This is a genomic window from Ureibacillus galli (assembly GCF_014836845.1).
Classification (GTDB): Bacteria; Bacillota; Bacilli; order Bacillales_A; family Planococcaceae; genus Ureibacillus; species Ureibacillus galli.
On sequence record NZ_JACSQA010000003.1, the window covers coordinates 140,176 to 153,065 of the forward strand.

The following is a 12,890-nucleotide window of genomic DNA, read 5'->3' on the forward strand; positions in this document are numbered from 1 at the left end:
TTTTCAATATTTACCTAAAAACAATTTTAACTCCTCTATAATTTGTTGACCGTTCCAAATTGGAATCGCTCCTTCTCGTAACAAGCTGTTGGTACCCTTTGACTGCTCCGAATCAATGGGACCGGGTACAACAAATATATCCTTCCCATGTTCCAACGCATGCTCTGTTGTAATTAATGTTCCGCTTTTAAGGGCAGCTTCTGTTACAACAATTGCGTTACTAATACCGCTAATGATACGATTTCTCATCGGAAAATGCCATTTCTGAACCCCAACATAAGGAGGATATTCTGTTAAAAGCAAATGATTTCCTTCCATTTGTTCTGCAAGATTTTTATTTTCTTTCGGATAAATATGGGAAAAACCATGTCCGAGTATCCCAATTGTTTTGCCCCCATACTTTATCGTTGTTGAATGTGCTAAACTATCTGCCCCTTTAGCTAGACCACTAACAATGACAATATTTTGATCAACTAGCGGAGGGATAATGCAATCCATTGCTATCGAGGAATAGTATGTCGCTTTTCTTGAACCGATAATGGCTATTTTTAATGGTTTTGTTAATAAAGAAACGTCTCCCTTTGCATATAAAACTGTTGGAGGGTCTGTTAATTGCAATAAATGATTTGGATAATATTTACTATTGTAAGGGATAATTTTTATATTAGCAGAATGGTAGCCATTTATTAAATCCTTTTTCATTATACGTTCAAATCGATATAATAGTTTCTCTGCGGAATTTGTCGAAACAGCCAGTATTTCTGCTAATTTTGTCGGGGGTAGTTTACCTATATTTCGTAAAGAACCGAGAGTTTTCACCAATTTTTGGAATTTGTTTAAAGTGAGAGGATAAACGTAATGGAGAGCAAGTAGTTCCTGTATTTGCTTCACTTGATCACTCCTATTATCCATTTTCCGTAAGTAGTAGGTTTCAAGAGTTGCGTCAAACTAAATAGATGTAGGTTTATAGAAATTTACTACTCGAAGAATTTCTAATAGCCCCTTAACGGAACAATAAGTATAGGGACTTATTTTTGTATGAGGGTACGCCATTTTGAAATGAAAAAAGTGACCGCAACAAAATAGAAAGGTGTAGCGCGAGGACGCTACACCTTGTATTTTAATGGGTTTTACATTTTTCGTATAGACCTTTTTCTTTTAACACTTTAATTAAAGTCTCGCCAATAACAGATGGTGTTGCAGCTACTTCAATACCGGCATTATTCATTGCCTTAATTTTTTCCTTCGCTGTTCCTTTACCACCTGAAATAATCGCACCTGCGTGTCCCATTCGTTTACCAGGAGGGGCAGTTTGTCCACCAATAAAACCAACTACTGGTTTAGTCATGTTCGCTTTAATCCATTCTGCCGCTTCTTCTTCTGCAGTACCACCGATTTCACCAATCATTACGACCGCATATGTTTCTGGATCATTATTAAATTCACTTAATACATCGATGAAGTTTGTACCATTAACCGGGTCACCGCCTATCCCGACAGCTGTTGATTGACCGATACCCGCTTGAGTTAATTGATGTACAGCTTCATATGTTAACGTTCCGGAACGAGAAACGACACCGACATGGCCTTTTGTATGAATATAGCCAGGCATAATTCCTATTTTACATTCATCTGCAGTAATAACTCCTGGACAGTTTGGTCCAACTAAACGAGTTTTCTTCCCTTCCATATATCGTTTTACTTTAACCATATCTAAAACTGGAATATGTTCTGTAATACAAATCGTTAAATCTAATTCCGCATCCACTGCTTCCATAATCGCATCCGCAGCAAAAGGTGCTGGTACATAGATAACCGATACATTAGCTCCTGTTTCTTGAACAGCCTCTTCCACTGTATTAAAAACTGGAACCCCCTCGATTTCTTGTCCCCCTTTACCAGGAGTTACACCAGCCACAATTTTCGTACCGTATTCTAACATTTGTTTCGTATGGAAAAGAGCTGTTTCCCCAGTAATACCTTGAACAATTACTTTTGTGTCTGCATTAATATAAACACTCATGTATTCTCCCTGCCTTCCTTAACCTACGAGTTCCACAATTTTTTCTGCGCCGTCTGCCATAGAGTCCGCCGCTACAATATTTAAACCAGATGCATTTAATAATTCTTTCCCTAAATCCACATTTGTTCCTTCTAAACGTACAACTAAAGGTACTTTTAAGCCCAATTGTTTAGCAGCAGTGATAACCCCTTCTGCGATTACATCGCACTTCATAATGCCGCCGAAAATGTTGACAAAAATCCCTTTTACGTTTGGATCCGATAAAATAATTTTAAATGCTTCTGTTACTTTTTCTGTTGTTGCACCGCCACCAACGTCAAGGAAGTTTGCAGGTTTGCCGCCGTAATAACTAATCGTATCCATTGTTGCCATTGCGAGACCAGCACCATTTACCATACAACCGATATTTCCATCCAGTGGAATATAGCTTAAATCGTATTTTGATGCTTCGATTTCCTTCGGATCTTCTTCATCATAATCACGTAGTTCAACAATATCTTTATGGCGATATAATGCATTCGCATCGAAATTGAATTTTGCATCGAGTGCTACTACCTCATCATTGCCAGTTACGACCAATGGATTAATTTCTAAAATGGATGCATCTTTTTCAACAAACGCTTGATAAAGTCCTAGCATTAATTTTGAAGCTTTATTAACAAGCTTTGCTGGTATATTCATATTAAACGCCATTCGTCGTGCTTGGAATGGAAGTAAACCTGTAACTGGATCAATCACTTCTTTGAAAATTTTTTCTGGTGAAGTTTCAGCTACTTCCTCAATATCCATACCGCCTTCTTCTGAGCCCATTAACGTAACTCTTGAAGTTGCTCTATCTAAAACAAAGCTTAAGTAATATTCTTTTTTAATATCTGATCCTTCTTCAATGTAAAGACGTTTAATTTCTTTACCTTCTGGACCAGTTTGATGAGTTACTAAAATTTTCCCAAGTAACTCTTTCGCGTAAGTTCGAACTTCTTCTAAGTTCTTCGCGATTTTGACACCCCCAGCTTTACCTCGACCCCCAGCATGAATTTGGGCTTTGACAACGATTACATTTGAACCGAGCTCCTTCGCCACTTTTACAGCTTCTTCGGGTGAAAAGGCAACCTTTCCATTCGGAACTGCTACTCCATATTTTCTAAGGATTTCCTTCCCTTGATACTCATGGATATTCATGATACATCCTCCCATCAATCTTGTGGAAATAATTTTGTTAACCATAACCATTCTATACAAATATTCTGATAAAGTCTATATTAGTATTATTTGTACGATATTAGTTATTTTATTACAATATTATCTATTTTACAGCTATCAGTCTATCTATTTTTTCTATTTTTTTATAACAATTTTTTATCATTATTTTCCTGATAGTTCCGATCAAGTCTATAAATGAAAGCAAATACCTCGGCAACAGCCTCGTATAACTCCTCTGGTATTGATTCGTTTAAATCTAAATTCCCTAATAATTCGACAAGATTTTTATCTTCATAAATAGGAACATTATGGAAAGATGCTTTTTCTAAAATATTATCTGCAATTTTTCCCTTCCCTTTTGCGATAACTTTTGGACTTTGTTTTCCTTCCGGATTATAAGATAATGCAATGGCCTCTTTTCGAATAAACTTTTTCTCTCTCATACCCGAATATCGACTCCATTATGACTTTTTGTTTCCTCTTTACTTTCAGTCAGATTGTTTGAAACTTGTGTGGAATCTGTTTTTTCAAAGGATTTAATAAATAATCCTGAAAGATGATAATTTTTTTCTAAAAGTCCTGTTTTAAGTTTTTCTTTCAACGGCTCAGCTAATTGTTCCAATTGAGGCAGATCGTTATATAAATGAATGGTAATTATGCGGTTTTGTACTTGCATGTCAACGACCGTTTCTTTTAGGGTATTCATATTTAAATAAAATAAAATTCTCGCGTAATTCGCATCGATTTTCCCATCTTCCTTCATACGACCGTTCCATTGAAGCGTTGCCTCCGTATGCTTCCCTAAAAAGTGAAGAGGAATTTGCATGATAAGTTGGTGTTGATGTCCATTTTCTCCTGAATGTAACTGCATCCCATTTAATCTCGAAACAATATTATCAGCAGCTTCTTTTAAAACTTGTGATGTTTGAGGATCATTTATGATCGTTAACAGTTGTGGTTTTAATGACTGAGTAGCTTCTTGAAAATCTTGTATTTTATGATTGAAAGAAGCCTCGTAACTCATTCCTAAACCTTTTAAAATTGTTTTAAGCGCTTGTTCTATCGCTTTACTATCAATGGCCGTTTGAACTTCCGCTTCCGCTTGAAGTAGCATCGTTTGAAGGAAAGGTTGCGGCGATTCATTCACGACTTTTACTATGTTCAATAATGCTGATGAGGTAGTCATCATCTCTGGTTTCAATAGGGATAAAAGTTGGTCTTTTATCGACGTACTATTTTGTTCTTTCGAAAAAATAGGCGTTGTATTTTCAGAAAAAGCTATGATTAATTGCTTATGGAGTTGTTGAGCGAACCATTCAACTGTCCCTTTATTTAAAGGTAATGATTCAAAACGAGTTAATAATTGTTGTAGTTCAATTTTTTGCTCATTTGGTAATTGATTTTGATTCGATATCCATGATTGAACCTCTTTGATTATTTGTGGCACTTCATTTAATTTTGCACTTACTACATTTTGAATGAGTTGACTTGCTGAAGGTTGATTTGAATGATTGATTAACGTTTTATGTTGCTGAAAACTTTCGGACAACCAATTATCAATCATCGTGTTTTTAGGGAAAATTTCTGCAGCTTTTAATAAATTGAATAATTGGGTCTTATGTATGAACGACTCCGTATCAGTAAGCAAAATTTGAATCGCTTTTGATAAGACGATGCTACCTGTTTCCATAGTAAATGGCTTTGAAATCGTTTGTAGTTGTTGCATTAATTGTGTTTTTGCTGAACTTGAAATCGACTGATCTTCCATCAATATCGTCGTGAAATTTGAAATGGCATTGGACATCCCATTCGTCTTACCACCTAAAATAAATCCTTTAAAAATTTCGTTTGTAAAAGGCATTTTTAATTCAACCATTTTTTGTATGGCCATTAACGCCTCTTGTTTTGTAGTATTTGCTGGCAATTCATTCAACCAATTTTCCCCATACATTAATTGCTCTTTTGATAACGGTAGTTGATTTTTCAAAAAATGAGCTACTAATTGTTGCATTGCCGCCGTTTTTGGCAAATTCATCATTTCAAGTAACTGTGTTACTTGTTGAGCCACCGATTGAGACGGCTGAATTGGACCTGTAACTACTTTTAGTTGTGCTTGGGGATTCATACTCGTTACTTGAAAAAAATGCGAGTCTCCAGCTTTTAACGGCGTTTCAAGCTTAGCAAATAATTTTGTCTGCCCAATTTGTACTTCCGCCATTTGATCAGGATATAATTTTTTAATCGTTCCATGAAAAACTTGTCCTTGTTTTAAAACAAGGGGCTGTTGTTGTGTACTATTTATTTGTTGGACTTGTATCGGACTAAATGAGGTGAAAGTCATATTGTTAACCTCTCCTTACTTACCATCATCGATTTGATTGGTTCAAAACTTTTACGGTGTTCCTCCATCGGACCATACTTTTCAAGGGCATCAAGGTGTTGTTTCGTTCCATAACCTGCATTTTGGTCAAAGCCATATTCAGGATACTCAAGATGAAGCTTTTCCATATACTCATCCCGAGCATTTTTTGCTAAAATTGAAGCCGCCGCTATCGATAAACTTTTAGCATCCCCTTTAATAATTGACTGTTGCGGGATATCTATTGGTAACACAAGGGCATCTACAATACAAAAATCTGGACGTATTTTTAAATTCTCCACACATTCTTTCATCGATTGTTTTGTTGCTTCGTATATATTGATCTCATCGATAACTTGTGCACTTTGAAAATGAATCGAATAAGCAAGGGCGTGTGCTTTAATAATTTGAGCAAATTCTTCCCTTACTTTTTTTGAAAGTTGCTTCGAATCGTTGATACCTACAAAAGGTTCACAATTTTTCGGAAGAATAACCGCAGCTGTAACAACCGGTCCTGCTAACGGCCCCCTCCCTGCTTCATCTAACCCTACTAACAATTCTGCATCCGTCGATAAAAAGGAGCGATCAAACTGCACTTTTCTTTCGTGCTCTTCTAGCTTTTTCTTTTCCTTCTCCCTACGACTATTCCATTGTTTCCATGCCTTTTGAACTCCTGCACGCTCATCTTTTTCAATATCTTTCATCCAACTTGCATAAACTTTCGCTTCATGTAAAGCATCTGTAATCTCTTTTACTGTTCTTTGCATATGTACTTACACTTCCCTAAATAATCTATTACTTATATCGGCATTTTTTATTGATATAAAAGAAGAACCTGTTGTTTCTTCAATATGTATGTAACTTTTATACTTACCACTAATAATTTAACATAGTTATCATTGTTCTTTCACACTTAGTGCGATTATAATGAAAAGGATTGAATGGAGGAGACAACATGAAAAAAATATTTCCTCTTTTTGCTAGCATTATCCTTCTTTTATCAGCTTGCGGAAATGCTGCAAAAGATGAACATCATTCAGAAGAACATGCAAATGAACATGCAGACCAATCATTAGAAAATGATTCGTCAACTACTCATAACCACCTTTCCGGAGACCTTCAAGAAACAACCGATTCTGTGAAACAATTGCCATCTTTTTTAGACTCACAACCGGAAGATATTCGACTTGTTTATGAAGTAGCTGGACAAGCAACAGATATATTAGAATGGATTCCTTGTTATTGTGGATGTGGGGAAAGTGCAGGTCATCGCAATAATTTAAATTGCTTCATTGCAGAGAAGCGGGATGACGGATCCGTTGTATGGGATGATCACGGAACTCGATGCCAAGTCTGTTTAGAAATTGCAGTAGAATCTGTCCAAATGTATCAACAAGGAAAATCTTTAAAAGAAATTCGTCAAGCGATTGATGCAAAATATGAAGAAGGTTACGCAACACCTACTCCAACAAACATGCCTGCGTAACGATTTACATCATAAAGTGCCAAGCAACGATTAGGATGCTGGCACTTCTTTTTTCAAAAAAAGAACCATCTCTTACGTTTTCACAATAAGAGATGGTTCTTTGTTTTGATGAAGCAACGATTTATACTTCCGCTATTTGTTCTTTTTCTAATTGTTCATCTACAATATCAAAACTTAATTTACCAAAATTTTGATTACGTATGTCTCGCACGATAATTTCCGCCACTTGGTCATAGTCGATTTCGCCACCTGGACCAAATACTTTTCTTCGTTTTCCAATATGATCAAACGTTTCAACTAAATTTTCATGGACAAAGGTAATTCCATAGCGTTCCTCCATACGGTTAGGATAATGGATTGATAAAAAACGGAGTCCATACACAGCCAAATCTTCCATATTGATAATTGTATCTTTAATCGCACCAGTTAATGCTAGTTTTAACCCTACTTCTTGGTCTTCAAATTTCGGCCATAAAATCCCTGGCGTATCTAACAACTCTAATTCCTTACCTACTTTAATCCATTGTTGAGCCTTTGTTACCCCAGGTGTATTTCCTGTCTTTGCGATGTTTTTCTTTGCTAAACGATTAATTAATGTTGATTTTCCTACGTTCGGAATCCCTACAATCATCGCACGGATTGCTCTAGGCTTCATTCCTTTTGCTTTCATACGTGCCCATTTATCAGCTAAAATTTCTTGAGCAGCTTTTGTGACCTTTTGCAGTCCTTTTCCATCTAATGAATTAATAGCAACTGCCATATGACCTTTATTTGCAAAATATTGCACCCATTTATGCGTTTCTGTTTCATCGGCCATATCCGCCTTATTTAAAATGAGAAGTCGAGGTTTTTGATTTATCACTTCGTCAATCATCGGATTTCTCGAAGAAAGAGGTAATCGAGCATCGATTAATTCAAAAATAATATCTACAAGTTTTAGTTTTTCTTGAACTTCACGTCTAGCTTTCGCCATATGTCCTGGAAACCATTGAATTGTCATGTTGTTTTCCTCCTTATGTATTCTAGATGTTGTTAGTTATTCTTTTTCTTATGTATCAAAAAGAAAAGGAGATTGCATAGAACCTCCTTCAGTCAATAAATTAATCTACAATTTTCATTTCGCTTAATGGCCAAAATACAACACTTGTATTACCGATAATTTCATCTAGACTAACTACCCCAATATGACGGCTATCTTTACTATAACGACGATTATCCCCCATTACAAAAACATAACCTTCTGGCACTACTTCTAAATTTGGATCAATTTCTTCTAATGTGAAGTCTTGTGTTAGTGTACCCTCAGTTATTTGGGATTTATACTCATCTAAATAAGGCTCGTCAATTGGTTCCCCATTAATATAGAGTTGGTCATCCTTATATTCGATATGATCTCCTGGAAGTCCAATTACTCGTTTTATATAATCCTTCCCTTCCGGTGCATGGAATACAACAATATCAAAACGATCTGGTTCACCTATTTTATAACCAATTTTATTTACAATCATTCGGTCACCGTTTTTTAATGTAGGCATCATAGATTCACCGTCTACTACAATTGGCGTAAAGAATACATAACGAATAATAAGAGCAATTGCAAAGGCAATGACGAGTGCTTTAATCCACTCCCAAAGCTCATTTTTTTCTTTTTTTGTTTTCTCCACGAGAGAAATCCCCCCATCTATCACTATTTTATTGTAAATGGTTGAACTATGACAAGCAAAAAGAAAAGGGAGCTTGCAAACAAGCCCCCTTTCTTAAAAAGTAATTATCGAATTTCTTTAATACGAGCTGCTTTACCACGTAGGTTACGTAGGTAGTAAAGTTTAGCACGACGTACTTTACCACGACGGATAACTTCTAATTTAGCGATTTTTGGAGTGTGTACAGGGAATGTACGTTCAACACCAACACCGTAAGAAATTTTACGAACTGTGAAAGTTTCGCTAATTCCGCCACCACGACGTTTAATAACAACACCTTCGAATACTTGGATACGTTCACGAGTACCCTCTACTACTTTCACGTGTACACGTACAGTGTCACCAGGACGGAAAGTTGGTAAATCAGAACGAAGTTGTTCTTTTGTAATTTCTGCAATAATATTTGACATTGTTTTCTCTCCTTAGACAGATGCTCTTGCAGTCCACTTTGGCCACAGCGGAACACCGTAATTCAGCACTTCACAAAAGAAGCACAGATTGAATATTACCATAAAACTATGGATTGATGCAAGTCATATATAAATTATTTTTCGCCCTTTAACGCATTAATAAAGGCTTGTTGATCCTTCGTTAATTCCATTTGTTCGAGCAAATCAGGTCGTCTTTCAAAGGTACGTTTTAGTGATTGTTCTTGTCGCCATTTTTCAATGTTTGCATGATTACCAGATAATAATACGTCTGGCACTTTCATTCCTCTAAACTCTGCTGGACGAGTATAGTGGGGATGCTCTAGTAACCCTGTCGAAAAGGAATCATGAATATGAGAATCTTCTTGTCCTAAAACTCCTGGAAGTAATCTTACAACAGCATCAATAACCGTCATCGCAGGTAATTCTCCACCTGTTAAAACAAAATCGCCGATGGAAATTTCGTCTGTTACAAGATGTTGACGTATTCTTTCATCATACCCTTCATAATGTCCACATAAGAAAACAAGCTCTTCCTCTTTCGCAAGCTCCTCTGCCTTCTTTTGTGTAAATCGTTCACCTTGAGGACACATAAGAATAATTCGTGGTTTACGACCCTCTGTAATCGTTTCGACCGCCTGAAACATTGGTTCGGGTTTTAATACCATACCCGCTCCGCCACCATAAGGATAATCATCGACTTGTTTATGCTTATTATTACTAAATTCACGGATATCTGAAACCGATAAAGATACAGCCTTTTTCTCTTGAGCTTTTTTTAAAATCGATGAACCGAAAACACCTGTAAACATCTCTGGGAATAAACTTAAAACATGTATATTCATTACAAAAGCCCTTCCATAACATGTATCGTAATTTTCTTTTCTTCTACATCAATTTCTTTTACAATCTCCTCAATGTACGGAATATAGTGTTTTTTCCCGTTTGGTGCCTTTACTTCCCATACATCATTGGCACCAGTCTGTAAAATATCTGAAACAGTTCCGATTTTTTCTCCCTCTTCAGAGAATACTTCACATTCCATAATTTCAAAGTAATAGTATTCATTTTCTTCTAGCTCATCATCTGCAAGTTGGTCCTTCGTTACCTTTAATAGACCTTCTTTAAACGGTTCCACGAGATTAATGTTATCGTATCCTTCAAACATTAATAATATAAAGTTTTTATGTCGACGAGAGCTTTCAACCGTAACCCATGTCGGTTTATTTTCATCCTTTTTAAAAACTGCTAGTTTACTGCCTGGAGCAAACCGAACTTCTTCAAAATCTGTAGAAGATAGCACACGAACTTCACCACGAATTCCATGTGTATTCACGATTCTGCCTACATTAAACCATTCCATACCAAACACTCCACCCTTCAATCCGTTCCACTTCAGGATAACTCCACAGTTCGTACAAGTTCCAAAGGTGACTTCATGACGAATCTGCCCTGTTTTTACTGAAGTATTTACATGTAGCCGATTATTTTTTCTATATTTTATATACTTCACTCTACCGACTTTATCATACTAAAAAGAGTAATAAAAAAGAAGGGATAGCCTAGGCTCCCTCCTATTTTATGTCCAGCTTTAGTGGCTAGCTGATTTGGTCCCTTCAGAATGACCTATACGATGCAAGTTGCATGCTAGAATCCAATCTTCAAGTGCCTATACAGCCGATCGAGCCACCTCTGCTATTCTTTTAATCCAATATATCGACATAAGTCTTTTTCTTATGGTGACTGCCTGCAGCTGAATAAACAATTGTACGAATTGCCTTTGCAACACGACCTTGCTTGCCTATGACTTTCCCTCTGTCTTGTGGATGGACAAAAAGTTTATAAACAATTCGACTCGAATTCTCGTCCGTCTCAATACGAACTTCTTCCGGATAATCGACTAACGGTTTTACGATTGTTTCAATCAGCTTCTGCATGACGCCACCTCCGATTATTTACTGAATTTTTGGTTGTGGAATTTTTCCATAATACCTTGTTCTGAGAACAGGTTACGTACAGTATCAGATGGTTTTGCTCCATTAGCTAACCATTTAAGAGCTTTCTCTTCATCGATGTTTAATGTAGCTGGTGTTGTAAGTGGGTTGTAAGTACCAACTGTTTCAATTTGACGTCCGTCACGTGGTGAACGAGAGTCAGCTACTACGATACGATAGAAAGGAGATTTTTTAGCTCCCATACGTTTTAAACGAATTTTAACTGCCATTTTTAATTGCACCTCCGAATAAGTTTCACACAAGATAGTATATTATCAATGTTTCTGTAGTTTGTAAAGTGTTTTTTCTTAACAGTAAAAAAAACCTTCAACTTTTTACTTAAACAATGAGTCTAAACCAGGTAATTTCATCTTTTTCTTCCCTTTTCCTTGGGACATTCCTGTCATTTGTTTCATCATTTTTTTCATATCTTCAAATTGCTTTAGCAAACGATTCACTTCTTGAATGGTTGTACCAGACCCTTTTGCTATCCGTTTTTTACGGCTTGCATTGATCATATCAGGGTTTTTCTTCTCAGCAGACGTCATGGAATAAATAATTGCTTCAATTCGTCCCATTTGTTTTTCATCTACTTTAACATTATCAAGGCCTTTAATTTTATTGGCACCTGGTAACATTTTTAAAATTTCATCAAGAGGTCCCATTTTTTTCACCGCTTGAAGCTGTTCAACGAAGTCATCAAAGGTAAAGCTTTGGTTCATAAATTTCTCTTCTAATTCCTTCGCCTTTTCCATATCTACATTTGCTTGTGCTTTTTCGATTAATGAAAGTACGTCACCCATACCTAAAATACGGGAAGCCATTCGTTCTGGATGGAATGGTTCAAGAGCATCCATTTTTTCACCCATACCAACGAATTTAATCGGTTTTTCTGTTACAGCACGAATAGAAAGTGCAGCACCACCGCGCGTATCACCGTCCAACTTCGTTAATACAACACCTGTAATTCCGATTGTTTCGTTAAAGCTTTGGGCTACGTTAACCGCATCTTGCCCAGTCATCGCATCAACAACTAAAAATACTTCATCTGGTTCTTTTAACGCTTTAATATTTTTTAATTCATCCATTAATTCTTCATCGATATGCAAACGTCCTGCCGTATCGATAATGACTACATCATGGTGTTCCTCTTTTGCTTGTTCTATTGCTTGGCGTGCAATCTCCACAGGAGAAACTTGATCACCTAAAGCAAAAACAGGAATAGAAAGTTGCTTTCCTAACGTTTGAAGCTGTTGTATGGCAGCTGGTCGATAAATATCTGCCGCTACTAATAAAGGTTTACGATTATATTTTTTTCGTAATACGTTCGCTAATTTACCAGTAGTCGTTGTTTTACCAGCACCTTGTAAACCGACCATCATAATAACAGTTGGTGGTTTTGTATTAAATTTTATCGGGCTTTGTTCGCCACCCATTAATAATGTTAACTCATCTTGAACGATTTTGATTACTTGTTGACCCGGTGTTAAACTTTTCATCACCTCAGTGCCAACTGCACGTTCACTTACTTTTTTAACAAACTCTTTAACAACCTTTAAGTTAACGTCTGCCTCGATTAATGCAAGTCGAACTTCTCGCATCATCGCTTTAACGTCTTGTTCGGTAACGAGACCTTTACCTTTAATCTTTTGGATTGTTCCTTGGAGTCGTTCTGCTAACCCTTCAAATGCCATGTT

The 12,890-nt window shown here is 36.5% G+C and carries 15 protein-coding genes; 1 reads left to right on the forward strand and 14 read right to left on the reverse strand.

The features are described from left to right. Positions 1-3 precede the first annotated feature (3 nt). The 6 genes from dprA to H9636_RS03870 all read right to left on the reverse strand — a co-directional run bounded on the left by dprA (position 4) and on the right by H9636_RS03870 (position 6,349). Positions 4-912, reverse strand: a complete 909-nt coding sequence (dprA, locus tag H9636_RS03845; RefSeq protein WP_191706317.1) for a DNA-processing protein DprA — start codon at positions 910-912, stop codon at positions 4-6. 208 nt (positions 913-1,120) lie between these two features. Next, a complete protein-coding gene (sucD, locus tag H9636_RS03850) occupies positions 1,121-2,023 on the reverse strand; it encodes a succinate--CoA ligase subunit alpha (RefSeq protein WP_191706318.1) in 903 nt (300 codons plus the stop codon). Positions 2,024-2,041: 18 nt separating this feature from the next. Beyond that, positions 2,042-3,202 (reverse strand): ADP-forming succinate--CoA ligase subunit beta, encoded by a 1,161-nt coding sequence (gene sucC / locus H9636_RS03855; protein WP_191706319.1) that lies wholly within the window; start codon positions 3,200-3,202, stop codon positions 2,042-2,044. Positions 3,203-3,366: 164 nt separating this feature from the next. Beyond that, complete coding sequence (locus H9636_RS03860; RefSeq protein ID WP_191706320.1) at positions 3,367-3,666, reverse strand: EscU/YscU/HrcU family type III secretion system export apparatus switch protein; 300 nt, start codon at positions 3,664-3,666, stop codon at positions 3,367-3,369. Beyond that, a complete protein-coding gene (locus tag H9636_RS03865) occupies positions 3,663-5,564 on the reverse strand; it encodes a hypothetical protein (RefSeq protein WP_191706321.1) in 1,902 nt (633 codons plus the stop codon). The genes H9636_RS03860 and H9636_RS03865 overlap by 4 nt, the downstream gene beginning before the upstream one ends. Further along, on the reverse strand, positions 5,561-6,349 hold the full coding sequence (locus tag H9636_RS03870) for a ribonuclease HII (protein ID WP_191706322.1): 789 nt from the start codon (positions 6,347-6,349) through the stop codon (positions 5,561-5,563). The genes H9636_RS03865 and H9636_RS03870 overlap by 4 nt, the downstream gene beginning before the upstream one ends. A 188-nt stretch (positions 6,350-6,537) precedes the next feature. Here H9636_RS03870 and H9636_RS03875 point away from each other — a divergent pair, with 188 nt between their 5' ends. Next, complete coding sequence (locus tag H9636_RS03875) at positions 6,538-7,068, forward strand: PCYCGC domain-containing protein (RefSeq protein ID WP_191706323.1); 531 nt, start codon at positions 6,538-6,540, stop codon at positions 7,066-7,068. A gap of 121 nt (positions 7,069-7,189) precedes the next feature. On the opposite strand, the gene ylqF is transcribed toward H9636_RS03875, so the two are convergent. The 8 genes from ylqF to ffh all read right to left on the reverse strand — a co-directional run bounded on the left by ylqF (position 7,190) and on the right by ffh (position 12,887). Further along, positions 7,190-8,068, reverse strand: a complete 879-nt coding sequence (ylqF, locus tag H9636_RS03880; RefSeq protein WP_191706324.1) for a ribosome biogenesis GTPase YlqF — start codon at positions 8,066-8,068, stop codon at positions 7,190-7,192. 100 nt (positions 8,069-8,168) lie between these two features. Further along, positions 8,169-8,732, reverse strand: coding sequence for a signal peptidase I (gene lepB, locus H9636_RS03885; RefSeq protein ID WP_191706325.1), 564 nt, complete (start codon positions 8,730-8,732; stop codon positions 8,169-8,171). A 104-nt stretch (positions 8,733-8,836) separates the two neighbouring features. Continuing rightward, positions 8,837-9,181, reverse strand: a complete 345-nt coding sequence (rplS, locus tag H9636_RS03890; protein WP_036171707.1) for a 50S ribosomal protein L19 — start codon at positions 9,179-9,181, stop codon at positions 8,837-8,839. A gap of 134 nt (positions 9,182-9,315) precedes the next feature. Next, positions 9,316-10,044 carry a tRNA (guanosine(37)-N1)-methyltransferase TrmD gene (gene trmD, locus H9636_RS03895; RefSeq protein ID WP_191706326.1) on the reverse strand — a complete coding sequence of 243 codons (729 nt, stop codon included), beginning with the start codon at positions 10,042-10,044 and terminating at the stop codon, positions 9,316-9,318. Then, positions 10,044-10,562, reverse strand: a complete 519-nt coding sequence (gene rimM / locus H9636_RS03900) for a ribosome maturation factor RimM (RefSeq protein WP_191706327.1) — start codon at positions 10,560-10,562, stop codon at positions 10,044-10,046. The genes trmD and rimM overlap by 1 nt, the downstream gene beginning before the upstream one ends. A gap of 340 nt (positions 10,563-10,902) precedes the next feature. After that, the gene (locus H9636_RS03905) at positions 10,903-11,136 is read right to left on the reverse strand and encodes a KH domain-containing protein (protein WP_122970334.1); all 234 of its coding nucleotides are present in this window, start codon (positions 11,134-11,136) and stop codon (positions 10,903-10,905) included. Between the two features lie 14 nt (positions 11,137-11,150). Next, complete coding sequence (rpsP, locus tag H9636_RS03910) at positions 11,151-11,423, reverse strand: 30S ribosomal protein S16 (RefSeq protein WP_191706328.1); 273 nt, start codon at positions 11,421-11,423, stop codon at positions 11,151-11,153. Positions 11,424-11,528: 105 nt separating this feature from the next. Further along, the gene (gene ffh, locus H9636_RS03915; protein WP_191706329.1) at positions 11,529-12,887 is read right to left on the reverse strand and encodes a signal recognition particle protein; all 1,359 of its coding nucleotides are present in this window, start codon (positions 12,885-12,887) and stop codon (positions 11,529-11,531) included. Between the last annotated feature and the right edge of the window lie 3 nt (positions 12,888-12,890).

What these genes read in the sequence shown, in the direction of transcription:
- sucC (WP_191706319.1), bottom strand. Translation starts at nt 3,202, where the DNA reads ATGAATATCCATGAGTATCAAGGGAAGGAAATCCTTAGAAAATATGGA.
- trmD (WP_191706326.1), bottom strand. Translation starts at nt 10,044, where the DNA reads ATGAATATACATGTTTTAAGTTTATTCCCAGAGATGTTTACAGGTGTT.
- ylqF (WP_191706324.1), bottom strand. Translation starts at nt 8,068, where the DNA reads ATGACAATTCAATGGTTTCCAGGACATATGGCGAAAGCTAGACGTGAA.
- rimM (WP_191706327.1), bottom strand. Translation starts at nt 10,562, where the DNA reads ATGGAATGGTTTAATGTAGGCAGAATCGTGAATACACATGGAATTCGT.
- H9636_RS03905 (WP_122970334.1), bottom strand. Translation starts at nt 11,136, where the DNA reads ATGCAGAAGCTGATTGAAACAATCGTAAAACCGTTAGTCGATTATCCG.
- rpsP (WP_191706328.1), bottom strand. Translation starts at nt 11,423, where the DNA reads ATGGCAGTTAAAATTCGTTTAAAACGTATGGGAGCTAAAAAATCTCCT.
- H9636_RS03875 (WP_191706323.1), top strand. Translation starts at nt 6,538, where the DNA reads ATGAAAAAAATATTTCCTCTTTTTGCTAGCATTATCCTTCTTTTATCA.
- H9636_RS03860 (WP_191706320.1), bottom strand. Translation starts at nt 3,666, where the DNA reads ATGAGAGAGAAAAAGTTTATTCGAAAAGAGGCCATTGCATTATCTTAT.
- sucD (WP_191706318.1), bottom strand. Translation starts at nt 2,023, where the DNA reads ATGAGTGTTTATATTAATGCAGACACAAAAGTAATTGTTCAAGGTATT.
- ffh (WP_191706329.1), bottom strand. Translation starts at nt 12,887, where the DNA reads ATGGCATTTGAAGGGTTAGCAGAACGACTCCAAGGAACAATCCAAAAG.
- rplS (WP_036171707.1), bottom strand. Translation starts at nt 9,181, where the DNA reads ATGTCAAATATTATTGCAGAAATTACAAAAGAACAACTTCGTTCTGAT.
- H9636_RS03870 (WP_191706322.1), bottom strand. Translation starts at nt 6,349, where the DNA reads ATGCAAAGAACAGTAAAAGAGATTACAGATGCTTTACATGAAGCGAAA.
- dprA (WP_191706317.1), bottom strand. Translation starts at nt 912, where the DNA reads ATGGATAATAGGAGTGATCAAGTGAAGCAAATACAGGAACTACTTGCT.
- H9636_RS03865 (WP_191706321.1), bottom strand. Translation starts at nt 5,564, where the DNA reads ATGACTTTCACCTCATTTAGTCCGATACAAGTCCAACAAATAAATAGT.